The organism is Halobaculum sp. MBLA0147 (genome assembly GCF_041361345.1).
GTDB lineage: Archaea > Halobacteriota > Halobacteria > Halobacteriales > Haloferacaceae > JAHENP01.
Genome location: NZ_JBGKAD010000005.1, coordinates 28,901 through 51,524, shown reverse-complemented (window position 1 = coordinate 51,524; position 22,624 = coordinate 28,901). Strand labels below are relative to the sequence as shown.

The following is a 22,624-nucleotide window of genomic DNA, read 5'->3' as shown; positions in this document are numbered from 1 at the left end:
AATTCTTACACAATATTTATTCTCCGGAATACAGCTGTGTAGTTCAGCGAAACGGCGGGAGGGGGTTTATTTTCGACGAGCCCCGTAAGCTGGTGGAATGGAACGAATCAGGTCACGGTACACGTACCGGTTGTTCGTGGTACTGAACGTGGTCGCGATTGCCACCATACTGCTCCTGTACATCGTGTGGCAGTACGCGGTCACAGCGGAGGTCGGTGTAACTGCCGTCGTCGCAACCGTCGCATATCTCTTCTTGCTTCACCTCGGACTACTCGGGATTGTTGTTGGTGGCGACGTTGCGACCGAACTGAGACAACTCACCGACGCCGCAGAAGCAATCGGCAACGAAAACCTGGATGTGGACCCACAGAGTTCCCGCTCCGACGAGGTGGGCCAACTCGCCGATTCCCTGCGGTCGATGCGAGACTCACTCCGTGAGGCGTTTGACAAGTCGGCACAGGCTCGCCAAGAGGCCGAGACAGCCCGAGCAGACGCCGAGGCATTCAATAACTCGCTCCTGACGGCTGCAGACGAGATTGGAGCGGCACTCTCAGCAGTCGCCGACGGTAACCTGACACAGGAACTCGATCTTGACGTGGACGCCGAGGCGACCGACCAGATCGCCGACGCATACACCGACATGACAGAAGAACTCTCGGTCACACTCACCCGACTCAGAGAGTTTGTCGTTGAAGTTGAAACGACCGCAGACACTGTCGCCCATGATGCCGGCAATCTCGCCGATGACCAAGCAGAACTGGCGGTCGAAATTCGGGCGGTCGCAGACGAAATTACTCAGCAGGCAGAAACTCTAGATACAACGACCGAGGAGGTCAGTGATGTCTCCGCGACCATCGAAGAGGTCGCAGCGACGGCGGACGAACTCGCAGAACAAGCTGGACAGGGCGGTGAGAAAGCAGAGATCGGTGCCAATCAGGCTGATGCTGTCGTTGACGCTATTGAAGCGATCGAATCGAATGTGGATCGGCTTGCAGAGTTAGTCCGAGGACTTGACGAGCAAATGACCGACGTTGGCGAGACGACAGAGCTCATCGATGACATCGCACAACAGACAGACATCCTCGCACTGAACGCCAACATCGAAGCGGCGCGAGCTGACACGGATGGTGATGGCTTCGCGGTCGTCGCCGACGAAGTTCGAAGTCTCTCCGAAGAGACACAGACTGCTATTGACGACGTGAACGCAATTATCACCGAGACACAAGCCGACGCGGCTGCAGTCAGTGAGGAGATGACCGAGACACGGTCACGGATCACTGACGGAAGTGAGACGATTACCGACGCGAGCCATACATTCCAAGAACTCGCTGAGATCGTCACGAGAATTGACGCCTCAACAGAGGAGATTGCTCGGGCGACAGATGACGGAGCAGCCTCCACCGAAGAAGTGACAGTTCAGATCAACGAAGCTCGTGACGCGGTGCAGACGGTCGCAGAGCGGAGCCAGACGTTGGCCGACACAGCGGACGCGACAGCCGAAACGATGAATGATCTTGAATCACTCGCCGAGAGTCTGGCCGAGCAGACTGCCGACCTCCGAGAGCGACTGTCCAACTTCAACCTTCGAGAAACGACAGCGACCACACACTATTCGGAGACACGGGAGGGCAACTCGGCTACCGTTGATGCTGGACACTCTAGCGCGGAGGGGCGTGCTTTGACACAACGCTCTACCGAAGCGACGGGGGTGACCGACAAATGATCTCTGTCGAACTGATCCAGGCGGTCTTCGCTGCACTCTACGGTATCGCTGCAGTGGTGTTCCTCGCGGCGACAACGCGGGTTCCCTCACGATTGCAAACGTACGCTGGGGTGTTCATCGTGGTCGTAGTGGCAGCCGCGTTAGACCTCGTCGCACAACTCCTTGGTGTCGGAAGTGTGCCTGTTGGGTCCGGTTCGTTTGGTGTGAGTACTCTCCTCTCACAGACGATCGAATACGTTGTGTTGTACGGTGCTGTCGTCCGCCTCGGCGGTGGGTCCCGGCGACTAACGGCGACGATGATCGTGGTCGCGCTGTTGCCAGTATTCGTCACTGAGATAGGGGCCTTGATCGCCAGTGGAGGGGCACTGTTATTGCTCATTACCGTTGGATTCCTACTCCCGTTTCCGCTCCTGTTGTACTTCTTCTTCGGCCGGCTAGAGCGGCTGTCAGCGTCTCTCCCCCCGAGTCGCCGGTTGCTCTACTGGAAGGCTCGCAATCTGCTCCTGTTCGTGTACGCAATGGTTCTCGTTTATGTGGGACTACTCTTATCCGGCGTGTTGACCGAGCAAGTGTTGAGTCAACTCCTCCTACAATACGTTGGATATATTTTCTCAGCAGGCCTTCCAGCCTTCTTTATTTACAAGTTCACCGGGTTCGACGATGAGTCGGTGCAGTTGCTGTTTGAGGCCGAGTACGACGGCAGTCAGTCAGCTGGTCGTGAAACGACTGGCTCGTCAGCCGACTGACGCCGACGGCCCCCGAACTAATATCCCAACGTGGAAATTCCACGGCTTCAACCGTGGGAGGATATCAATGCCCACTCAAACTTCAAGAGTCGTCGGACGCCAGGGTAAGATTAAAATAATACAGTACGGTCAGTCACCGGACCCGCCGAGTACCCACTACCTGATCTGATCAGAGACAGCCGCAATCTCCTCTTCGAGTGCTACAACGGTCTCGCTGATTTCGTCCGCCATCTCCCGTTGTTTGTCTGTCGCCGTGGCCGTCCGCTCAACAGCCGCGACAAGCTCGTCACTCTGGTCGGCAACCGTATCGACCATGCTGGCGACCTCCTCAGCACTGGTGGCTTGGTCACCGGTCGCGTTCGCGATTTCTGACAGGCCATTGTTCACCTCAGTGATCGCCGCCTCGATCTCCGCTTGGTTGCTCTCGACATCCTCGATTTCGTCGGCAATCTCGCTCACTGCAGCGTTCGACGCCTCGACGCGGTCGACAGTCGTCGATGCAGTCTCACGGACATCACTGACGATGTCCGCAATCTCCTCAGCCCGCTCCTTGCTCTGTTCTGCGAGGTTCTTCACTTCGTTCGCGACGACTGCAAAGCCATCTCCACCCTGATCCGCTCGAGCCGCTTCGATATTCGCGTTCAACGCGAGCATATTCGTCTGATCGGCGATTTCGTCGATCACGTTCACCACCTCACTGATCTCGTCGACGCGCTCGCCGAGTCGACGAGCATCAGCGGCCACCTCGTCAGCCTGTGCTGCAACGTCTTCGACAGACTCTGCTGTGTCGCGTGCCGACTGCGCGCTCTCCGTGGTCAACTGTTCGGCCGTTTCAGCCTGATTCGACACGGCTTCAGCCGTCGATGCAATCTCTTCGACCGTTGCTGAGAACGTTGCCACCTCCTGTTGGACATCTTGGATGCTCTCGGACTGCGCAGCAGCCGTCTCAGCGGCGGTTTCAGACTGGTCGGCCGCAGTAGCGGCCGCAGTTCGAAACGCGTCCACAGACGACTCAACGTCGTCTGTCATCCGCTCTTGCAACTCCTCAATCTCCTGCCGTTGCTCCACAAACGACGTAACCTGCGTCAACACTTCCACACCACCGACGATAGACCCGTCAGGGGCTGTGATCGGAGTAGCCAGCGCTCGCGCGTGTTCTGTCGTTCCCTTCGGTGTCTCCGCTGACCGGATAGAGTCTTCCTGAATCGTCTCCCCCGTCCGGAGTACTGTCTCAACGAGCGTCTCGTCTTCGCCTTCTGTGCCGAACAACTCGTACGCGCCCATGCCCTCAGCCTTGCCCGCAGGCACGCCCATCAGCTCGCTCGCAGCGTCGTTCCACAGCGTGATTGTCCCAGACGCGTCCACGATGAATGCCGGCTCAGGAAAGTGTGACACAAGCAGTTCGAACGACCGGCGCCAGTCCATCTCATCCGACTCGCCACTTCTCGACACGAGGTTGTCACCATCCTGAACATCTGTCGGTGCGGCCATACTCGTTCATACAGGGACGCCTACAAGACACCCCTGCCTGCCGACACTCCACTACAAGAATAGTTAATCAACGCTCCAGCCAGATGTCCTGCATTGTCTGCTATATCTAGGGTTCTAGATACGTGTTCATCAGTCATTAACACCGGTATCGGTCGTTGCCTACAGGCAGACAGGCCAAGTATCGGGGAACTTGTTTTATAATGGTTCTCCGCGCACGTTCACCGTTGTGTTGCGACCACATAGCCAGTCGCGTAGGTTGCAATACTTACCCCGAGCAACACCGTGCCGAACCCCCACGGCGGGGAGATGATACCCGTGACCAGGAGAGTCACAATTCCGGCGACGATTGCGCTCGTGATACCCGCTGCGTTCGCATCGTCCATACCCAGTGTTGATGCTCAAGAGGCCTAGTTCACCCGCCGTTCTAGCGTGATTGAAACACGCCGGTGAGTGGAGAACGCGCAACACTATCCGTTCGCTGATGTCGAGAGGCGGGGGCCGTCGTCACTCCTGTCGGAGTGCTTCGATCGGATCGACCCGAGCGGCACGCCACGCCGGGTACAATCCCGCCCCGACACCGACCGCAACACCGACAACGACTGCAAACACCATCCAGTCAAGGGCAAGGGTGAACCCGACCTCAGCGAATCGTGTCGCACCCCACGCGACAACGAGCCCGATAGGAATCCCCAACATCGCGCCGCCGGTGCCGAGCAATGCTGATTCTGTGAGAAACAGCTGCATCACGTCGCGGTTCTGTGCGCCGACAGCTTTCATAATCCCGATCTCGCGTGTTCGCTCGGTGACAGAGACGAGCGTGATATTGGCGATTCCAATCGCACCAACAACGAGTGATAGGACAGCGATCCCAGTGACGAACCGGGTAAGTTGGCCAAGGATGTCCTGAATCTGGCCGACAATTTCACCGGTTGTCTGAACACCGATCGTCTGCCCCGCTGGGAGGAGTGCTGCCGCGTCAGACTCCGACGCGTACGCCCGCACCGCGTCTGCAACCGTGCCGGTCTGACTCGGCTCCGCGATGACTGTCACCTGTGGGTAAGCAATCACTCTGACGCCGTCGGTCGTCCCTTCGACGCTTGTCTGGTAGAACGGATCCGAAGGGAGGTACAGTTGAGGTCCGCTCGGACCAAACTGTGATAACAGCCCACCGCGGGTACCGTCGGCGACACCGACAACGGTAGCGTTCTGACGATCACCGTCTGCGAATGTCAACGTGATCGTGTCACCGACCGAGAGGTTCTGCTCAAATGCGGTTCGTGCAGCCTCGTTCACCACTACTTCCCTGGCACCCGACTCGAATGCGCGTCCGTCGACGATATCATCATTGCCAAACGCTGCTGGCGTCGTCCCGATCGCCTGTCGTTGAGCGACTGTGTCACCGGCGTAACTCACCCCAGAGAGCCGGATAGTCCCCTGCGGGACGACCGTGTTAACACCGTCAATATCGCCCAGTTCGGTCACGTCACGCTCGGTGAATACCGGCCGTGTCGCGTCAGCGATTCCTGCTCCGGGTGGGCCGTTCTGGCCGCCGCCCTCAATGCTGGCCGGTGTGAGGAAGATACTATTTGCGCTGGTCTGGCCGATTTGTGAGACGACCGCCGCTTGGACACTCGCACCGAAGGTGGCGAAAACGATCACCGACCCGATCCCAACGACGACACCCAACATCGTCAGTGCTGAGCGCAGGTTGTGTGCACGGATCGAACGCACGGCGATCCGGAGTGTCTCTCTGAAATCCATTAGTCTTCACCCCCACCTGTTGTCGCCCTATCACCTTGCTCGCGTCCCTTGCTGCCTCGAGTGTTCGTGTCCGTATCGACATCGACCCCGCTTGAGTTGTCCGCAGCTGCCAGCACCGGTGCATCGTCTTCAACCCGCTCAATTCCTTCGATGGTGCCGTCACGTACGTGGACGATCTGTTGTGCGCGCTCGGCTACTCGACGGGCATGAGTGACAAGCAACACTGTGTTCCCCGACGCATGGACCTCATCAAGCAACGACAACACCTCATCACCAGTTTCGGTGTCGACGTTGCCGGTAGGTTCGTCGGCGAGCACAATCGACGGGTCTGCCGCGAGTGCACGGGCGATGGCGACACGCTGTCGTTGTCCGCCGGATAGTTCCGGGGGACGGTGGTCAAGCCGGTCATCCAGCCCAACATCGTCAAGCAGTGTTGTAGCTCGGTCATGGCGTTCGGTGCGTCCCCAGCCAGCAAACGTCAACGGCAATGCAACGTTTTGACGTGCCGTCAGCCGTGGGAGGAGGTCGAACGTCTGGAATACGAACCCAATCTCAGTCCCACGTACGTTCGCTCTTGTCGCCTCGTCTGTGTTATCAAGCCGGCTCCCGTCAACGGATACCTCGCCCGAATCGGGAGTGTCGAGCCCCCCGATGAGGTTGAGCAAGGTACTCTTTCCGGAGCCGCTCGGCCCCATAACCGCGGTGTATGACCCTTCAGGCAATGACAACGAGACACCGTCAAGGGCTGTTACTCTCCCGCCGAGTTGGTAATGTTTCGTGACATTCGAGATAGCAACTGCTGGTGTTGACTGTGTCGCCGCGTGATCCTCTGTCGACTGTGACACGCCACAGTGTACGGTCGGAATAGTTGTAAGCCAATGCCACGGCGGCAGCAGTAGTGAATGTACACCACAATTTAATAGCCTACAAAACCAGGGAGGATTGATGTCCAAAGTTGTTTGCCAGGCAGAGAAACCGCCTATGTCTGGAGGTATATAGTTGTTTCCCACAGGTTCGAGCTGTGTGAATGCCCTGTCTGGTCTTTACGGAGTAGTGCTATACTCTATATGATGGAAGGGCAACCAGACCGAAGACGTGGTATCGTGCGCAATGCAGTCGCCATCGGAATGGTGCTGCTTGGGGTCGTTACGGTCGGCGGTGCGGCGATGGCAGACCTTGGCGCACCGAGCGGTGATGCAATCCTTGACGATGCGGCAGCAACGTATGAGTCAGCAGATACGGTCGTTGGTGAGGCGACAGTGACCGTTGACAACGGAACGACGAATCGAACAACAACAGTATCGTACGCCGTCGCGACAAACAATAGAACACGATTGACGACGACGACAGAGAACCGGACCATCGTCGTTGGGACGAACGGCTCGGTTGCGTGGATTCACGATGAATCAAGTGGTGTCACGCGCGTCGTTGAAAACCGGTCGGAACTCCGGGCGCTTATGAATCAGACAGCTGGCGAGGACTGGCGTGAGCGGGTTCAAGAAAATACGACGGAGCGTCAGAGCCAGATGAGCAAAGCAGCACCCAGCGACCGAGTCAACTGGCACAATCGAACGGGCATGCAGCCCACAGCAGGCGCCTGGAATGAGAGTAACCGGACGGCAGATCGCGTCGGACAGACAACTGTCCGTGACACACAGGCGTGGATCGTCGAAGTTAGTTCAACCAACGATGAAGTCGACACGACGGTGACCAACTGGGTCAGCGTTGAGTCAGACCTGTTGCTCCGCCAGCGTATTGTGAGCGATAACGACACCGTGACTATTGATTATACTGAAACTCGGTTGAATGTGAGCGTCAGCAACGAGACGTTCCAACCACCCAGCGACGCCCGTGATCAGCCGGGTGCAGCCAGTGCCGTTGACTATGACAGCTTCAAGTCGCTTCAATCGGCGACCGAGGCGACTGTCCCAGAGCTCTCTGGCGAATCATACACGTTCGCCGGTGGAAGTGTTGTTAGCTTCGGTGGTGAGACAGCCATCGCACAGTACACTGGACCAGCGAACGTCTCGGTGGTTGCGACAACTGCTGACGAACTACCGACTAGCGATCGTGATGTCGAAAACACGACAGTGGCCGGTGAGTCGGTTCGTGTGACAGAGACAGATAGCCGGACAATCGTCGCGTGGAGAAGCGATGACGGACAGACAGTCGGGATTGCAACTGACGGAGGGCGTGACCTCGCTGAGCGACTCGCAAAGCGCCTACTGTCCTAAAACCCACATAACTTTTTTCTAGTGAATAAAAGCAGTAAACTGACAGCGACGAGAGCAGGCCATGGGAACAAGAGTGAGTTGCGAATCATAAAAGACACCAGACGAGTTCGGTCTGCGAACCGATGATTGCTGACTCCCCGTTTGCGAGATGAATCGACTCTGCTCTTAGCATGCCCAGCACAACGACGGTGACCACGAGAGGTCCCGTGGTGAGTTGATTGGGCTTTATCAACGTGCTGGTGAACTACGCGGCTGCTGCTTCTGCACCGGGCTGATGAAGTACCACAGGGACGAGTCTTGAGGCGTTCACCTCGATCTTCTTGACTTCCTCCTATCCCTGAGAAAATGGGGGTTTGTTTCATCTCGCGTTTCGAATTAACTCTTGTTTCCGACAGCGGCTATGTTCTTCAAGAGACAACAGATTTGGCGCGTGCCAACCGGTGCGACAAGTGTTCTCGTCTGGTGGGAAACACGCATGGAGACACAGGTGTTGCTCGGACTACTCTCGGCTGGGCTCTTGCTCGCCGTCGTCACCTTCCTCGCCAGGGTTGAGAACTGGCAGTCGGTGGCAGCGAGCGGGACAGCCGTGAGCGGCAACGAAGAGACAGACACGACGGTTGGAAACAAACCCTCTGGCCTGCTCCGGTGGCTCACGACCGTTGACCACCGGGATATCGGAGTTCTATACGGCGTGTACTCTGTAATAATCTTCGGGTGGGCCGGCGGCGCGGCAATGGTGATGCGTGCCGAGCTAATCGACCCAGAAATGACTCTCATCTCGACGACATTCTATAATTCCCTGCTGACGAGCCACGGGATCGCGATGCTGATCCTGTTCGGTACACCGATTTTAGCTGCCTTCTCAAACTACCTTGTGCCAATGCTGATCGGCGCTGATGACATGGCGTTCCCACGGATCAACGCTATCGCGTTCTGGCTGTTGCCGCCGTCGGCGTTGCTCGTGATCGCTGGGTTCCTCCCGCTAGAGGGGGTGATCCCAGCCCAGACTGCTTGGACAATGTATACACCACTGTCAGCTGGCGGTGGGGTTGGTACGCAGGGTAACGTCGGCGTGGATCTCATGCTGCTGGGGCTTCACCTTTCGGGAATTTCTGTGACGATGGGTGCGATTAACTTCATTGTCACTATTGTGACAGAGCGGAATCGCAAGGTAACGTGGGCAAACCTGGATATTCTGTCGTGGACGATCCTTACTCAGTCCGGACTGATTCTGTTCGCGTTCCCGCTTTTGGGTAGTGCAATCTTGATGCTCCTCTTAGACCGCAACTTCGGAACAGAGTTCTTCCTTGGTGGCGGCGACCCGATCCTCTGGCAACACCTCTTCTGGTTTTGGGGCCACCCGGAAGTGTACATCTTGATCCTGCCGGCGATGGGGATCGTGAGTTACGTCCTCCCGCGATTCGCTGGCCGGAAGCTGTTTGGATTCAAATTCGTCGTCTACTCCACACTCGCAATCGGCGTACTCTCGTTCGGCGTCTGGGCCCATCATATGTTCTCGACTGGGATTGATCCCCGACTCCGTGCGAGCTTTATGGCTATCTCACTTGCCATCGCAGTGCCGACAGCGGTCAAGACGTTCAACTGGATCACGACGTTGTGGAATGGAAAACTACGCCTGACCACGCCGATGCTATTCTGTGTCGGCTTCGTCTCAAATGTGGTCATTGGTGGTGTGACAGGTGTGTTCCTCGCGTCAATTCCAGTGGACCTGGTGCTGCATGACACCTACTATGTCGTCGGACACTTCCACTACTTCCTGATGGGTGGGACGGTGTTCGCTGTGTTCGCGGGCATCTACTACTGGTTCCCGTTGTACGCTGGACGATGGTATCAGGAGTCGTTAGGGAGAGTCCACTTCTGGCTGACAATGGTCGGTGTGAATGTGACCTTCTTTGCGATGGTGCTACTGGGGTACGGCGGTATGCCGCGGCGGTACGCTAGCTACCTCCCGCAGTTTACGACGCTCCATCAAGTCGCCACATTCGGTGCAGTAATCCTCACCATCGGCCAGCTCATCTGGCTGTACAATATCGTTGTCTCCTGGCGAGAGGGCACCCGTATTGAGAGTGGCGATCCATGGAACCTGGCCGACGATGATCTGAACACGGCTGAGTGGGATTGGTTTGCGTCCCGGCGACAGCGGCTCGTCGCTGACGGGGGTGAGGATGAAAACGACGAGACCGTGCGTGGTGACTGAGCTGAATCTTCTATATATCTTTTAATCCGGTTCAGCAAAGTAGCTGACACAGAATTCATACCACCATCAGGGGCGTTCTTCGAGACGATTATCTATGGTCTCGACCTGCTCTACGTCATCAATATCTCCTTGCATCGCTTCTGAGGGATCACCGTCACGCAAAGCCTGTTCAAGCCGTCGCTCAAATTCTGTCTCGCTGACGGCATCGTTGAGATACTCCGCACGGAGCTGTTCAACTGTGGAGTCTATGCCTGACTCGTTAGCTTCTGCAGTGAGTAGCTGTCCAACATACCCGCCGAGTGCACTCATCCCAGTTGTATATAGCGCCATACCGACCGTTCCGACAAGTATGGCTGCAGCGAGGGTCCATGATGTCGCTGCGATGGCAACACTCGCAGCGATAGCCAGTGGGAGTCCAAGTATCGACGCGACGATACCCGAACCCGCCCCGACAACCGCACCCCGCTCGGGCGACTCGTCGGTGTATCGCCCGGCGAATCCACCGCCGAGCAGTGGCGCGATTAGTCCAACCACGGGGACGACTGACAGCATGACGATGCTAGCCGCACCAACACCGATCTGACGCCGCACGCTCACCTCCACACCGTGACCGTATTGTCGGTCCCAGGTGTTTTAACACAGTTCTCGGTCGAGAGTAGCCGGCACTTGCTCCTGATCAGTGTATCGTTCACACCAATAGTAGGAGTTGAAACAGCCTAACTGGCCTGCCATTCCAACGCAGTGAAAACACACGTAGTGACTGAGATCACTCCCCGACGGCGACGGGAGCGCCGACGAGGTTCCCCCACTCTGCCCAAGATCCGTCGTAGTTGCGAACCGCGTCGTACCCGAGCAGTTCCGAGAGCACGAACCACGTGACCGACGAGCGTTCGCCGATCCGACAGTACGTGATCACGTCCTCGCCGCGACCGACACCAGCGTCTGCGTACATCGTCGCGAGTTCCTCGCGGGAGCGGAACCGTCGGTCTGGACCGACGTTCGCCGACCACCGGACGTTCACTGCCCCTGGGAGGTGTCCACCTCGGCGTGCTCCTTCGTCAGTCCCAGGTGGCGCGACGAGGTCGCCACGGTACTCCTCCGGCATCCGCACGTCGACGAGCGCCGTCTCCGATTCGAGTGCACGCGAGACCTCTCGGCGGTACGCGCGGATCGACTCGTCTGCGGTCGGCGTCGGGTACGTGACACGCGGGTATGTCGGGACCTCGTCTGTCGTCGGCATATCGTGTTCCGTCCAGTAGGTCCGGCCTCCATCGAGGAGCCGTACGTCAGCGTGCCCGTAGTAGCTCGCTACCCAGTAGAAGTGTGCTGCAAACCAGTTCGCGTTGTCGCCGTACACGACGATCGTCGTGTCGGGTCCGATCCCGTGACTCCCGAGCAGGTCCGCGAACGCCGACGGCGACGGGATGTCGCGTACCCGGTCGGCTTGGAGATCGTGCCGCCAGTCGAACCCGACGGCACCGGGGAGGTGGGCCACCTCGTAGAACGCCGGGTTCATATCCACTTCGACTAACCGGAGATCCGGATCGGAGGTGGCGAACTCGTCGAGTCGCTCACGAACCCACGCAGGAGAGACGAGCGGCGGTGTCTCGCTCGTCTCCCCTGTGTCCTCTGACAAGCCACTCGTGACCCCCTCAGTGTCCATTACCTGAGTTGAGACGGTCTGGCGACAAAGACCTACCGACAGTTCTGATTCCCCGGCGAGCCGGTTCGAGAGAGCCGGGATCGGTCCAGCCGGTCGACAAATCTCTCGACGGACGTTGTATGTCAGTACCACCCGTCGACGAAACCCTCTGCGAGCGCCGCGGTCGCACGACGGAGTCGATACGACGCCGTCGAGCGTGGAACACCGAGTTCGGTCGCGAGGTCTTCGATGGAAACGGCGCGTGGTTCCTCGAAGTAGCCACGCTCGACGGCGAGTTCCAGTGCCTCACGTTGTTCGTCTGGGAGCGACCCTCCGCCTAGGAGGTCGGTGTGCCATCCATTCACACTCTCGAGGTGTCCGAACTGAAACGTGATCCCGTCTGCGAGTCAACCGGTGATCGTGTCGTACACCATTCCAACTTTGTCGTCGTCTTGCAGCAACACCCGCCAGCGACTTGTGGTGCCGTCGCGGACGACTTCGAAGAGCGTTCCTCCCTCGAGGTATCGGGCGGCGATCGTCGGGACGGCGTCACAGTACTGGATGTCTCCGACGTGTGTGTACACGACTCGGTGAGAGGCGTCCGACTCGAGTACACTGTGTCGTCGCGCTCCACGACAGTCACGGCTACTGATCGACTCGCGGTCGACTGTTTTGTCGCGGAGCAACTCGTCGACTGCGGAGAGTGCCTTTCGGTCGCCGGTGACGAGTTCGAGCCGCCAGAACTCTGTCGGATCTAGACAGGAGACGAGAGCTTCCGAACGCAACGAGCCGTACTCGTCGAGACGGTCGGCGTACTTGTCCACGCCCGACTCGTAGTGGAGCGAGAACTGAAACTCTCGCATCAATGCCGCTACATTGTCTGCGGTCTAACTGGTTTCGGTCTCCGTCACGTCCAACGGTGGCTTAGCGTGTGCCAAGCGGAGACCTAGGTGAGACGGCTACGAAACTACAGTGTGATCAGACAGTGGGTCCACGAGCGGCTCCGTCACGTCAACGGACCACTCGTCGCGGCAACAGGTGTGGTGACAATGCTCGCCGCCGGGAGTCTGTGGTACGGGGTCCAACACGACGACATCGTCACCGCGCTCGGTGCACTGCTGTTCTTCCCGGCAGCCGCGCTCTTGGCGGGAATCAGTCTTCGCCCACCGGGTGGATTCCGCCGCGGTGGCACGGCCTGATAGGGCCGGCAGGAAATACGAACCCGATTTATCAAAAGCTATAACTAATTAATAGACTATGTGTGGTCGTTGTTATGCCGATTCGGCTGCCGTGTCCAGCTTCTTATAATCGACGTAGTCGGCACCGCGGAACTCTTCGAGTAGGTTCACAGCGGCGTCTGCTCCCTCGCCGACAGACGTGGCGACTTGTCGGTTCCCGCCGGTCAGGTCGCCGGCGGCGTACACACCGTCGACGGCGGTCGACTGGTCCGGATTCACCTCTAGGTAGGGGCCGTCTCGCGGGATACCGAGCGTCTCTGCGATGTCCGTCCCACCGGCCGCACCCAACGCGACGAACAGTCCCTCGACGGACAGTGTGTCTCCGTCTCGGAACACGACCCGCTCGAGGTGGTCGTCGCCAGCCACCCTGTCGACGGTGTCGGTGATGACTTCCACGCCGGCTGTCTCGAGTCGTGAGACGGTCGCCTCGTCGGCGTCGAGTGATTCGCAATCTGTCAACAGGTACACCTCATCCGTGTAGTCCAACAGCGCGGACGCCTCCTCGACGGCGTAGTCGCCCGCACCGACGACGGCGACCGGTGCATCCCGGTAGAAGTACGCGTCACACTCGACGCAATACGAGACGCCCTGTCCCTCGTAGTCATCGATGCCGCCAATCGCCGGCGACTCGTAGGAGGCCCCTGTTGCGAGGATCAGTCCCCGTGTCTGGTACGTGTTATCCGTCGTCTCAACAACGAATCCATCCCCGTCGGGCGTCACCTTGACCACTTCCTCTCGTCGAATCTCCGCGTCGAAGCGCTTGGCGTGTTTCTCACCACGTTCGACGATCTCCTCTCCAGAGATGCCGTCGGGGAAGCCGTAGAAGTTCTCCATCCAGTCGACCTGGCGAGTCGTTCCACCACCCTTGTCGAGCACGAGCGTGTCCTTACCAGCACGCGCCGTGTAGATAGCAGCACTCAAGCCCGCTGGTCCACCGCCAATCACTGTCACATCCATGCTTGTACGAATAGTACAATACTCAGGCACTTAACGCCGGCGACGGTCGTCGCGACGTGGGCATCGATGTGTCATCGAGTGAATGAGAGAATCACCCAGGGGTTCGCCGCCGGGCAGCCCGGAGACCAGCAACGAGGCAAGCGAGCGGTACGAGAGGGAGCAACAGGATCCCGAGACAGATAGTGAAGACAACACTGACAACGGTTGGGCCGAGGCGCCGTTGGTGGGTGCGGGTTGTTCCAGCAGAGCGCCTGTTAGTCACGCTGATTCCCCACGGACAAGACGCTGAACGGCCTCACGGAGGGTCAGTCCTTCGCCGATCACATCCCGGCGGTAATGCACGTAGACTGCTCCCAACGGCGGCTGGAGTAGGTATCCGAGTGCAATCGGGAGGACGGCCGCTGGGGGCAGTTCGTCTGCGGCGACGACTACCGCCAATGCGATTGAAAGGTTCCGCATGCTGGTGGCGTACACCAGAGCCGTCCCACGAGCGTGGTCGAACAGCACTCGCCCCACTACCGCACCGACGGCGAGTGTCCCGGCGTAAAATCCGACGAGTGGGACGATCACGCTCAGCGACGCCACTGGATCCGCGAGGATCGCAGTCGATCGCATGGCGGTTGCAACGAAGACGATCAGTGTCACACCGAGTGAGCTGACGCCTCCCAGTGCCGGTTTCAGGCGTCGGAAGCCGTCGGCCCCGTACCGACGGTGTAACAGCCGGCGCGTGACCGCACCGGCGAGCATCGGGACGACGACAACCTGTGCTAGTTGGCGGTACAGGCGTGTCGGTTCGAATCCCACGCTCCCGGGGATCAACACGGAGAGGTACGCGGGGAGCACGGCGACCGCGACGAGGAGGTTGACAGCCATCGCGACGAGCGCTGCCTCCAGGTCACCGTCCGCCAGCCCTGTCCACGCGGCCGTCATCCCAGAGGTTGGAACCAGTGCCACGAAGTACAGACCGACGGCGTAGCCGACATCGCCAGCGAAGAACAAGCGTGCTAAGCCGAGTGCAAGCACTGGGGTGACGAGGAAGTTTACTGCGAGACTAGCAAGTACGGGTCCCGCATGGTCGCGAATCCCGACGACCTCACGTACGTCGACGTTGATCATCATCGGGTAGATCATCACAAACAGAATCGGAACGACGCTCGCACGGAGCAGTCCACGTGTGCTTGCTCCGATGAACTGTCCGGTCGTTAGCCCGACAATGAGTGACGCAACAACCACGTACACCAAGTTCTCTTTCAACGCGACGAGACCACTCCGAACCGTCATACAGCCTCACCCCTCAGTACTTCGTCCGGATCCGTCTGATCCGCGTTATATGGCGTGTTTTCCACAATATACCTTAACCAGTAGTCATGAAGAGTGTTTCGCAGTTCCGACTTTGTGCCACTCATCTTGAGCAGAAGATGTAGTAGCGTAAGCAGGCCTCTCCACGTTGTTTCGCGCGTGCCACGCCTGTTCACCGCTGGCAGGTACAGGTTCTCGTCGTACCAGCGCCTGTATTCTAAGACACATCTACTGTCTCGTGTATTGTACAGTACCCCCATGCCTTTGTACCTGCAACTCATGTATTATCTCGTGTCGACCACAGACAGTAATTCGACTGTAAGCATTGCCGGTACAGAACTCACGAGCCTCGAGGCAGTCGCAGTCGGACTGACTCTCTTTTCGGCCGTGACACATGTATACGCAGGCGTTGTCGAAGGCGCGCCACCAGTGTTGTTAGCGGGTCTCGGGTTTGTTGGTGGTGCGGTGTTGTTCATCCGGGAGTATCGCCGACGATTGCTGACTGGACTCGCCATTCCGTTCACTGGGGTCCAGATCCCACTGTGGTACGTCGTGAAGGCAGGGAACTACACGATTGTTGGATACGTCGACAAAGTAGCGCAGATCGCGCTCATCATAGTGCTCGGACTCCTGCTCGTCGACCGGGACTGACCTGTCACGGTCGACCCCCGAGAATGCCCGCCGACCCAAGAGACGACGAGCCCGGGCCGGCACTCAGACGTACTCGTCGATCAGCTCCAGCAGGTCACTCTCGCTGCGGAGCCCGACGACGCGTTCGACCGGTTCACCGTCCACGAAAAACACCATCGTCGGAACTCCTCGGACACCGTACTTTGCCGCCAATTGTTGGTGCTCGTCCACGTCCACCTTCGCGACGGTAGCCGGCGAGTCGGCAGCAACGGACGCGACGATCGGTTCAAGCTGCTGGCACGGGCCACACCAGTCTGCGTAGAAGTCGGCCAATACCGGGTCGTCGCCGTCGACGAGTTCGGTGAGGTGGGTTCGGCTCCGCACGTGGATCGGCTCCTCCTCGGTGGAACTCTTCTCTGCCCCGTGCGTAGGCTGCGTTGCTGTCTGTCCGTCGTGGTCCGCAGTAGGCTCCGTCATGCGACTTGACGTACGTTCCCGACGCCGATAAGTATTGGGCTAATTGTACAATACGCAACATATCGGTGCGGGGGGCCGGTTGTCCGTGCCTGCCGTCGGGGTCACAGTCGTGCTGCGACGAGTCGGTCAACGTTGTACAGCAACACCCCGACAAACGCGAGCACACTAGCGAGGTACACCACCAACTGTGGCGGCCCACTCGTCGCCCCGCCGAGGGCAGCACCGGCGAACCCGACGACGATCAACTCGACCCACGTGACGAGGATCCGAGACAGCAGAAGACCGCGACTGTCGCCGGTCTCGTCGCCCCGCGTGCCGCCGGTCGCGCTCCTACGTCGTGTGCCGTCGGCCATCTCAGTGCACCTCCTCGGGTCGAACTGGCCCGGCGAACGCCGAGTAAAGGACGACGAAGTACGTCACGACGAGTGGCAACAACAGGGCGGCGCCGATGGACATCAGGTTCAATGGGAGTGTCGAGACGATTGCAGTCTCGACGGTGAGTCCACTCGCGCGGTCGATCGTCGGGTATGTGAGTAGCGCGACGACGGCCACCAGCCCGTAACTCAACCCCGCCGCCGATCCGAGTGCAGTGTGGTCTGCTCCACGTCCGAGTGCACGGAAGTACACCCAGGCGAGTCCCACCGACGCAAGGACGAGTCCGACGACCGGAGGTGTCACGACGGTGTCAACGCTACCGGGGAGTCGAGCGGTCACGACAGCCAGTGTCGCGACCACGGTGAGTAGATAGACGACGACCGCCCCACGTCCGATCCGGCCGACGCGATCGGGGAGGTGGCTCCCGGCTTTCACCCGGAGAAATGCCGCCCCGGAAACGAGGGTCAGTGTCGCGACCGTCACACCGGCGACGAGTCCGACGAGAGTGAGAGACCGAGCGCTCCCGACGACCCAGTTGCCGACAAAGACACCCAAGGTGAACGGGGCTGCGAGGCTTCCGGCGACGAACGACCGTCCCCACCATCGCTGCCAGCGCTCGTCCGACCGCTGTTCGTACATCTCCGGGGCGAGTCCTCGGAGAAGCAGTGCTCCGAGGATCGCGAACATCAGCAGATAGTGACGGCTGAACAGCGCCGCGTACACCGGTGGGAACGCCGCGAACAGTGCCCCGCCGAACACGACGAGCCAGACCTCGTTGCCGTCCCAGAACGGACCGATCGCCGCGAGGACCGTCTCTCGCTGTGTGGGCTCGGGGAGTGTCGCGAAGATCACACCGGCTCCGAAGTCGAACCCGTCGAGGAACAGGAACGTCCCCAACATCGCGAAGACGAGTCCGAACCACAGATCGGACAACGGGAGTCCAAACAGCGGACCTGCAGCAAGTTCTCCGACGCTAATCATCACTCGCCACCCCAGTCGTCGGCTCTGCCGGCGGCTGCTCGTCGTGGCTCGTGACGGGCGTCTCAAGCTCCTCACCGGTGGGCGGGCCGTCGCGGACGATTCGCGCCACGACGTACGTGTACAGCCCTAAGAGCGTGGCGTATACGCTGACAAACCCGAGAAGAGTCACGAGGGCCTCACTACCAGTCAGCCCCGGCGAGACACCGTCGCTCGTCTTCATCACACCCTGAATAACCCACGGCTGTCGTCCCACTTCTGTGACCACCCACCCGAGTTCGACGGCCACGATTCCCAAGACACTCGACCCCATCAGTGAGAGGTGGTACAGTCCATCCTCCCGGAGCCCACCGGTGAGCCACCGGTAGCCACCCCAGAACGCCAGCAGGATGAACCAGAATCCCAGTCCGACCATCGCACGGAACGACCAAAACACGATAGCCACTGGCGGTGCCTCCGACTCAAAGGCGTTCAGCCCACGTATCTCTGCCGTCGGGTCGCCACCACTCGCGAGCCACGATGCACCTCCAGGAATGCCGAGTCCGAACAGCTCCTTCGCACGTGGGTTCGTCAGTTGGTCAAGGTCGGTCGGCACCGCGACGAGGTACTCTGGCACGTACGTCTCCGTGTCCCAGACAGCCTCCATCGCGGCGAACTTCTGGGGCTGCGTCTCGTACACGTGTCGGGCGTAGAGATCACCGTGTACCACCTGAAGCGGAGCCGTAATCAACAGTGCGACAAGCGCGAGCTTCAGCGTCTTCTCCCAGAAGGCGATGGAGTCCGTCGTCACTCCGCGAACGTAATGACGGTGGAGGTGGTACGCAGCGATCCCGGCCATCAAGAGTGCGACGGACTCGACGGCGGCGTTCTGCATGTGGACGTACATGAACCCGAAGCGAGGGTTGAGATACGCCGCGACGGGGTCGACGAGATGGACGATCTGGCGTCCGTTCTCAGTCACTAGTTCGAATCCACGAGGCGTCTGCATCCACGAGTTGGCGATCAGGATCCACACGGCAGAGAGCCACGTTCCGACTCCGACGGCGAGACTCGACACGAGGTACAGTCTGTCGGAGACTCTGTCTCGCCCGAACACGAAGATCCCGAGGAACGTCGCCTCCAACATGAAGGCCATCATCCCCTCGACTGCGAGCGGGCCACCGAACAGTTCCCCGGCCGTCGTCGAGAATGCCGCGAAGTTCGTCCCGAACTCGAACTCAAGGACAATCCCCGTGACGGTCCCGACAACGAACGAGACGGCGAAGATCTTGGTCCAGAACCGGCGCAGCTGCTCGTAGACTGCAGGCCCACCACGCACGTCACGCCAGGTGACGTAGATCAGGAACGGTGCGAGCCCCATACTCACGACCGGGAAGATGATGTGGACGATCGTCGTGAGAGCGAACTGTAACCGACTGGCGACGACTGGATCAATCATCGTGGATCACCTCCGGAGACGGCGAACCGCAGTCGTCCCCGTACGATCATGTGACGTGCAGAGTCACCTACACCCACGGTTGGCGTGTGCCAACCCAATGATGGCGATACGTCTCTGTGGGTTGCGTCCACAGGCTATGGCATTCTCTCGGCTTCTCGGAATCCCGTGTGACTCAACCCTAGTCTCTCGGCGGCTACCAGTTGGCACACACCAACAACAGACTCTCGCCTGTTCGGTCGGTAGAAAGCATATGGATACGCCACACATCGTACTCGCTCTCGTTTCGATCGTGGGGATCGTGATGAGCGTCAGAGCTATCGTGGCGGCTGCCGCGGGCGACTTCGGGACGGTCGGACGGCAGATCGGAGTCGGCGGCATTGTCGTCGGGTTCGGTGTCGCGCTGTACCGGAACTGGAATTCGGTCGGCGAGTGATCCGCTTTGCGTACTATTGCCCTTCACAAGTGCCCTCTGGTACCCGCCGTCACACTCGACAGATCACTCCGACTGGCACTCCGTCACGTCCGGTAGGTCACTCAGACCGGTACTCTTTCGCGAAGCCGCGGAACTCCGTCCGGTGTGCCTCCTCGTCACCGAGAATCTCGACGGCGAGGTCCTCCGTCACCGGGTCGTTGGCTGCGTCAGCGGCGTCAACGAGTTCGCGGTATGTCGCGATTGCATCTTCCTCAGCGTCGAGGACACCGTCGATTACCGCGAGGACGTCTGTCGAGTCAGCAGGCGGCTGGAGCGACATCTGGACGGCTTCGAACTCGGCGGACCCTGGTGGTTGTGCATCCAACTGCTTGAGTCGTTGTCCGAGCCGGTCGGCGTGGGCCAGCTCTTCTTGAATATCACCGCGAAGACTCTCTTTGATTTCCTCTGCGCGGATACCATCGAGTACGATCGCGTTCGTCTGGTAGTTGATCACCGTCTCCAACTCTTCAAGATACGCACTCTGTAACAACTCCACGACCGTACCGTCTTGGGTCGGTTTACTGTTTCTCGTCTCGTCTTCTGTTGCCATTACATTCCCACTATGTCGGCGCAACGGTTGAGGACTCGCTTGGCATGCGCCAAACCATTGGCTGTAGTGTGAGAAGCACTCTCGTTGATCAGCATCTGTGATCAGCCACTCCGCGGTTTATCGATCGTACACCAACTACTGTGTTGCAAGCACGCTGAATGTGTTATACCGTTCATCAGCCACTTGTACAGTGAACTGATCCGCAAGTGCATCTGCGGCTTCCGTCGCAGTGAATAGTTTCTCACGTGGGGGGATTTCATCTGTTTCGGCATTTTTGCTCCAGTCAACTATTAGAACCTGTGCCGACTCTCCCACCATATTATTGAATTTCTCTATTGAGCTATCAATATCAATTTCGTGGAAAGAGAAAAGTGAGACGATTACATCAACCCCTGTGATGTCGACTTGGGATGCTTTTGACTGAATTGTCTGAACGTTGCCCGGGATGCCTTTCTTTTTATAATATTCGTGCATTTCGTCTTGAAAGTCAACAGCGAACACTCTCTGTGCATGTGTCGCTAAATCGTCAGTAAAGAACCCAGTTCCAGAGCCAATATCTACAACTACATCATCACTATCAACTATTCGCAGGATCTCCTCTCGTGAGACAGCCTGATATCTGGTTTCATCCTCAAGCACCTCCGCCCTCTCTGCGTCAATAATGTGTTCTTCCATAGTCAGTGACCTAGACGGTCTACTGTTACACGAGTATGAAAAACCCACTATTTCACAAGATTCACAACAAAGAATTCGCCTCCAGCTGCATCACAGGTGCTGGGCCTGCTGAGCGGGAGCAGCAACTAACTAACACACTTCATTCACATAGGTAAAGACATTGAAGCGTGTTGTTCGGGGGGAAACGGTCGTGATGGGGCCAGGGGGTCCCTCACGACCGCCGTGTCCGAAGATGACTCAGGAACTCGGGCACGCTGAAATACCTGTCACAGTTGTGGGACGGCCGCTTCCAGGCAACGAGCCACCGTGACAGGCACCCCAATATTGCACTTACTGTACTATAATGCTGTCGGCAGTGGTGAGATTGTCCGCCAGTTGGGTACTACCAGGTGGACCCGGCGCAACTACTCACTAGCAGGTTATTTTGGTGTTTCAAAAGAAGTTAAATGCCGAAGTAGCATCATTGCAAAACAATTAACAAGTATATACGAGGAGGTAGTTTGGACAGGGCCGATACCTTTTGGGGCGATCACATTATAAAACTATGATTGCAAATTTACTGCTGGTAGAATCCCGCCGACGCACGGCCTGTGTGTCAATGTGATCGTGTCGCCCACGCTGTCTTGACCTACCCCTCTCGGCGACGAGCGATTAGGCGAGCCAAAAGGAAATTTTGTGAATCAAAAATATCTTTTGTCTCCAGGTAGTATTTCGGACTGTGGACAATGCCATACAGTTCGGCGACGGCCTCGTTCACCGTCGGGACGTTTCGACGAGCGATAGCGTTCGGGGAGGTGTCGCATCGTGGTGACCCCCGGTAGCGTCGCGCTCGTTTTCTTCGCGGGTCTCGCAACTGCTCTCGCCACTGGACTAGGCGCAGTGCCGTTCTTTTTTATCAAGGAGATCGGCGACCGGTGGAACATTGTCCTGTGGGGGCTCGCTTCCGGAATCATGCTCGCCGCGTCGGGGTTTGGGCTCGTTGTCGAGGGACTAAACGCCTCGACTGGACTCCCAGTGCTCCTCGTGGCCGGTGTCGCTGCTGGAGTCGCGCTCGTCGTCGCCGCTGACGCGGTGATTGAGCGCGTCGATCTCGATGGTCTGTCCACGACACCACAGCCGAGCGAGGCGGACGTGACGACCAAAGAAACACCACAGACACGGACGAACAGCAGTGAGGTGGAAGAAGAGACACAACTGATCTCGACAGCGGTGACGGAGGGCGATCTCAGAAAACTCCTGTTGATTTTCGGTATCCTGACAATTCACTCGTTCCCAGAGGGAGTGGCTGTCGGGGTCTCCTTCGCAGATGTGGGTCTTGACGGTGGCCTCCCGCTATTCGGCGTCACGGTGCCACTGCTAGCCGTCTTCATGACAGTCGCCATCTCGATCCACAACATCCCAGAGGGAGTTGCGGTGTCGATTCCGCTCAGGTCAATGGGCGTCGACAATTGGCGGCTGGTGGCGGCGGCCGTGTTCTCCTCACTCCCGCAGCCTATCGGAGCGGCTGTCGCGTTCCTATTCGTTTCGTGGGCACGGGCGTTTCTTCCGTTTGGATTCGGGTTCGCCGCTGGCGCGATGGTGTTCCTCGTTGTCTCCGAGTTCCTTCCTGAAGCGCTGGAGCTTGGAGAGAATCTTGACAACGGTGGGTTTCGAGAGCTGGCCGGCGGCACTATCGCTGGCGTTCTGTTGATGCTCCCACTGTTAATGTTCTGATAGCATT

At 58.6% G+C, this 22,624-nt stretch carries 24 protein-coding genes; 8 read left to right on the top strand and 16 right to left on the bottom strand.

Annotation, left to right across the window (positions count from 1 at the left end; translation table 11 throughout):
* The first annotated feature begins 136 nt into the window (after positions 1-136).
* Positions 137-1,723 carry a methyl-accepting chemotaxis protein gene (locus tag RYH80_RS19125; RefSeq protein ID WP_370905694.1) on the top strand — a complete coding sequence of 529 codons (1,587 nt, stop codon included), beginning with the start codon at positions 137-139 and terminating at the stop codon, positions 1,721-1,723.
* The gene (locus RYH80_RS19120; RefSeq protein WP_370905693.1) at positions 1,720-2,469 is read left to right on the top strand and encodes a hypothetical protein; all 750 of its coding nucleotides are present in this window, start codon (positions 1,720-1,722) and stop codon (positions 2,467-2,469) included. The genes RYH80_RS19125 and RYH80_RS19120 overlap by 4 nt, the downstream gene beginning before the upstream one ends.
* Positions 2,470-2,625: 156 nt before the next feature.
* Here RYH80_RS19120 and RYH80_RS19115 read toward each other — a convergent pair whose 3' ends face one another.
* From RYH80_RS19115 to RYH80_RS19100, 4 genes are all read right to left on the bottom strand, one after another.
* Positions 2,626-3,960 carry a methyl-accepting chemotaxis protein gene (locus RYH80_RS19115; RefSeq protein ID WP_370905692.1) on the bottom strand — a complete coding sequence of 445 codons (1,335 nt, stop codon included), beginning with the start codon at positions 3,958-3,960 and terminating at the stop codon, positions 2,626-2,628.
* Between the two features lie 218 nt (positions 3,961-4,178).
* The gene (locus tag RYH80_RS19110) at positions 4,179-4,343 is read right to left on the bottom strand and encodes a hypothetical protein (RefSeq protein ID WP_370905691.1); all 165 of its coding nucleotides are present in this window, start codon (positions 4,341-4,343) and stop codon (positions 4,179-4,181) included.
* A gap of 121 nt (positions 4,344-4,464) precedes the next feature.
* Positions 4,465-5,721 carry an ABC transporter permease gene (locus RYH80_RS19105; protein WP_370905690.1) on the bottom strand — a complete coding sequence of 419 codons (1,257 nt, stop codon included), beginning with the start codon at positions 5,719-5,721 and terminating at the stop codon, positions 4,465-4,467.
* Positions 5,721-6,512 carry an ABC transporter ATP-binding protein gene (locus RYH80_RS19100; RefSeq protein ID WP_370905858.1) on the bottom strand — a complete coding sequence of 264 codons (792 nt, stop codon included), beginning with the start codon at positions 6,510-6,512 and terminating at the stop codon, positions 5,721-5,723. Before RYH80_RS19100 ends, RYH80_RS19105 begins: the two co-directional genes overlap by 1 nt.
* A gap of 312 nt (positions 6,513-6,824) precedes the next feature.
* Between RYH80_RS19100 and RYH80_RS19095 the strand changes: the two genes are divergently transcribed.
* Both RYH80_RS19095 and RYH80_RS19090 read left to right on the top strand, forming a co-directional pair.
* Positions 6,825-7,955 (top strand): hypothetical protein, encoded by a 1,131-nt coding sequence (locus RYH80_RS19095; protein ID WP_370905689.1) that lies wholly within the window; start codon positions 6,825-6,827, stop codon positions 7,953-7,955.
* A gap of 475 nt (positions 7,956-8,430) precedes the next feature.
* Complete coding sequence (locus RYH80_RS19090) at positions 8,431-10,173, top strand: cbb3-type cytochrome c oxidase subunit I (RefSeq protein WP_370905688.1); 1,743 nt, start codon at positions 8,431-8,433, stop codon at positions 10,171-10,173.
* Between the two features lie 66 nt (positions 10,174-10,239).
* On the opposite strand, the gene RYH80_RS19085 is transcribed toward RYH80_RS19090, so the two are convergent.
* The 4 genes from RYH80_RS19085 to RYH80_RS19070 all read right to left on the bottom strand — a co-directional run bounded on the left by RYH80_RS19085 (position 10,240) and on the right by RYH80_RS19070 (position 12,678).
* Complete coding sequence (locus tag RYH80_RS19085) at positions 10,240-10,764, bottom strand: DUF5518 domain-containing protein (RefSeq protein ID WP_370905687.1); 525 nt, start codon at positions 10,762-10,764, stop codon at positions 10,240-10,242.
* A gap of 175 nt (positions 10,765-10,939) precedes the next feature.
* On the bottom strand, positions 10,940-11,836 hold the full coding sequence (locus RYH80_RS19080) for a sulfurtransferase (RefSeq protein WP_370905686.1): 897 nt from the start codon (positions 11,834-11,836) through the stop codon (positions 10,940-10,942).
* Between the two features lie 122 nt (positions 11,837-11,958).
* Positions 11,959-12,180, bottom strand: a complete 222-nt coding sequence (locus RYH80_RS19075) for a helix-turn-helix domain-containing protein (RefSeq protein ID WP_370905685.1) — start codon at positions 12,178-12,180, stop codon at positions 11,959-11,961.
* Positions 12,181-12,222: 42 nt separating this feature from the next.
* Entirely contained in the window at positions 12,223-12,678 is a 456-nt protein-coding gene (locus RYH80_RS19070; RefSeq protein ID WP_370905684.1) for a hypothetical protein, read from the bottom strand.
* A gap of 111 nt (positions 12,679-12,789) precedes the next feature.
* Between RYH80_RS19070 and RYH80_RS19065 the strand changes: the two genes are divergently transcribed.
* Entirely contained in the window at positions 12,790-13,014 is a 225-nt protein-coding gene (locus tag RYH80_RS19065; protein ID WP_370905683.1) for a hypothetical protein, read from the top strand.
* Between the two features lie 72 nt (positions 13,015-13,086).
* Here the strand turns inward: RYH80_RS19065 and RYH80_RS19060 are convergent, their stop codons facing one another.
* The gene (locus RYH80_RS19060; RefSeq protein ID WP_370905682.1) at positions 13,087-14,010 is read right to left on the bottom strand and encodes an NAD(P)/FAD-dependent oxidoreductase; all 924 of its coding nucleotides are present in this window, start codon (positions 14,008-14,010) and stop codon (positions 13,087-13,089) included.
* 258 nt (positions 14,011-14,268) lie between these two features.
* Positions 14,269-15,291 carry an arsenic resistance protein gene (locus RYH80_RS19055; protein WP_370905681.1) on the bottom strand — a complete coding sequence of 341 codons (1,023 nt, stop codon included), beginning with the start codon at positions 15,289-15,291 and terminating at the stop codon, positions 14,269-14,271.
* A 309-nt stretch (positions 15,292-15,600) separates the two neighbouring features.
* On the opposite strand from RYH80_RS19055, the gene RYH80_RS19050 reads away from it, so the two are divergent.
* Entirely contained in the window at positions 15,601-15,960 is a 360-nt protein-coding gene (locus tag RYH80_RS19050) for a hypothetical protein (protein ID WP_370905680.1), read from the top strand.
* 63 nt (positions 15,961-16,023) lie between these two features.
* Here RYH80_RS19050 and RYH80_RS19045 read toward each other — a convergent pair whose 3' ends face one another.
* The 4 genes from RYH80_RS19045 to RYH80_RS19030 form a co-directional block, all read right to left on the bottom strand.
* Positions 16,024-16,416, bottom strand: coding sequence for a thioredoxin family protein (locus RYH80_RS19045; RefSeq protein ID WP_370905679.1), 393 nt, complete (start codon positions 16,414-16,416; stop codon positions 16,024-16,026).
* Positions 16,417-16,517: 101 nt separating this feature from the next.
* The gene (locus tag RYH80_RS19040; RefSeq protein WP_370905678.1) at positions 16,518-16,769 is read right to left on the bottom strand and encodes a hypothetical protein; all 252 of its coding nucleotides are present in this window, start codon (positions 16,767-16,769) and stop codon (positions 16,518-16,520) included.
* 1 nt (position 16,770) lies between these two features.
* The gene (locus RYH80_RS19035; protein ID WP_370905677.1) at positions 16,771-17,772 is read right to left on the bottom strand and encodes a cytochrome d ubiquinol oxidase subunit II; all 1,002 of its coding nucleotides are present in this window, start codon (positions 17,770-17,772) and stop codon (positions 16,771-16,773) included.
* Positions 17,765-19,207, bottom strand: a complete 1,443-nt coding sequence (locus tag RYH80_RS19030; protein ID WP_370905676.1) for a cytochrome ubiquinol oxidase subunit I — start codon at positions 19,205-19,207, stop codon at positions 17,765-17,767. Before RYH80_RS19030 ends, RYH80_RS19035 begins: the two co-directional genes overlap by 8 nt.
* Between RYH80_RS19030 and RYH80_RS20185 the strand changes: the two genes are divergently transcribed.
* A complete protein-coding gene (locus tag RYH80_RS20185; RefSeq protein ID WP_489753338.1) occupies positions 19,146-19,640 on the top strand; it encodes a DUF8073 family membrane protein in 495 nt (164 codons plus the stop codon). The genes RYH80_RS19030 and RYH80_RS20185 overlap by 62 nt on opposite strands.
* Positions 19,641-19,737: 97 nt before the next feature.
* Here RYH80_RS20185 and RYH80_RS19020 read toward each other — a convergent pair whose 3' ends face one another.
* Positions 19,738-20,229, bottom strand: a complete 492-nt coding sequence (locus RYH80_RS19020; RefSeq protein WP_370905674.1) for a ferritin-like domain-containing protein — start codon at positions 20,227-20,229, stop codon at positions 19,738-19,740.
* 135 nt (positions 20,230-20,364) lie between these two features.
* The gene (locus tag RYH80_RS19015; RefSeq protein WP_370905673.1) at positions 20,365-20,904 is read right to left on the bottom strand and encodes a class I SAM-dependent methyltransferase; all 540 of its coding nucleotides are present in this window, start codon (positions 20,902-20,904) and stop codon (positions 20,365-20,367) included.
* Positions 20,905-21,708: 804 nt separating this feature from the next.
* Between RYH80_RS19015 and RYH80_RS19010 the strand changes: the two genes are divergently transcribed.
* The gene (locus RYH80_RS19010) at positions 21,709-22,617 is read left to right on the top strand and encodes a ZIP family metal transporter (protein ID WP_370905672.1); all 909 of its coding nucleotides are present in this window, start codon (positions 21,709-21,711) and stop codon (positions 22,615-22,617) included.
* The last annotated feature ends 7 nt before the right edge of the window (positions 22,618-22,624 follow it).

Coding starts and splice junctions, on each gene's coding strand:
- RYH80_RS19070 (WP_370905684.1), bottom strand. CDS start 12,678: ATGCGAGAGTTTCAGTTCTCGCTCCACTACGAGTCGGGCGTGGACAAG.
- RYH80_RS19090 (WP_370905688.1), top strand. CDS start 8,431: ATGGAGACACAGGTGTTGCTCGGACTACTCTCGGCTGGGCTCTTGCTC.
- RYH80_RS19015 (WP_370905673.1), bottom strand. CDS start 20,904: ATGGAAGAACACATTATTGACGCAGAGAGGGCGGAGGTGCTTGAGGAT.
- RYH80_RS19060 (WP_370905682.1), bottom strand. CDS start 14,010: ATGGATGTGACAGTGATTGGCGGTGGACCAGCGGGCTTGAGTGCTGCT.
- RYH80_RS20185 (WP_489753338.1), top strand. CDS start 19,146: ATGATGTGGACGATCGTCGTGAGAGCGAACTGTAACCGACTGGCGACG.
- RYH80_RS19040 (WP_370905678.1), bottom strand. CDS start 16,769: ATGGCCGACGGCACACGACGTAGGAGCGCGACCGGCGGCACGCGGGGC.
- RYH80_RS19120 (WP_370905693.1), top strand. CDS start 1,720: ATGATCTCTGTCGAACTGATCCAGGCGGTCTTCGCTGCACTCTACGGT.
- RYH80_RS19020 (WP_370905674.1), bottom strand. CDS start 20,229: ATGGCAACAGAAGACGAGACGAGAAACAGTAAACCGACCCAAGACGGT.
- RYH80_RS19055 (WP_370905681.1), bottom strand. CDS start 15,291: ATGACGGTTCGGAGTGGTCTCGTCGCGTTGAAAGAGAACTTGGTGTAC.
- RYH80_RS19110 (WP_370905691.1), bottom strand. CDS start 4,343: ATGGACGATGCGAACGCAGCGGGTATCACGAGCGCAATCGTCGCCGGA.
- RYH80_RS19105 (WP_370905690.1), bottom strand. CDS start 5,721: ATGGATTTCAGAGAGACACTCCGGATCGCCGTGCGTTCGATCCGTGCA.
- RYH80_RS19080 (WP_370905686.1), bottom strand. CDS start 11,836: ATGGACACTGAGGGGGTCACGAGTGGCTTGTCAGAGGACACAGGGGAG.
- RYH80_RS19035 (WP_370905677.1), bottom strand. CDS start 17,772: ATGATTAGCGTCGGAGAACTTGCTGCAGGTCCGCTGTTTGGACTCCCG.
- RYH80_RS19045 (WP_370905679.1), bottom strand. CDS start 16,416: ATGACGGAGCCTACTGCGGACCACGACGGACAGACAGCAACGCAGCCT.
- RYH80_RS19115 (WP_370905692.1), bottom strand. CDS start 3,960: ATGGCCGCACCGACAGATGTTCAGGATGGTGACAACCTCGTGTCGAGA.
- RYH80_RS19030 (WP_370905676.1), bottom strand. CDS start 19,207: ATGATTGATCCAGTCGTCGCCAGTCGGTTACAGTTCGCTCTCACGACG.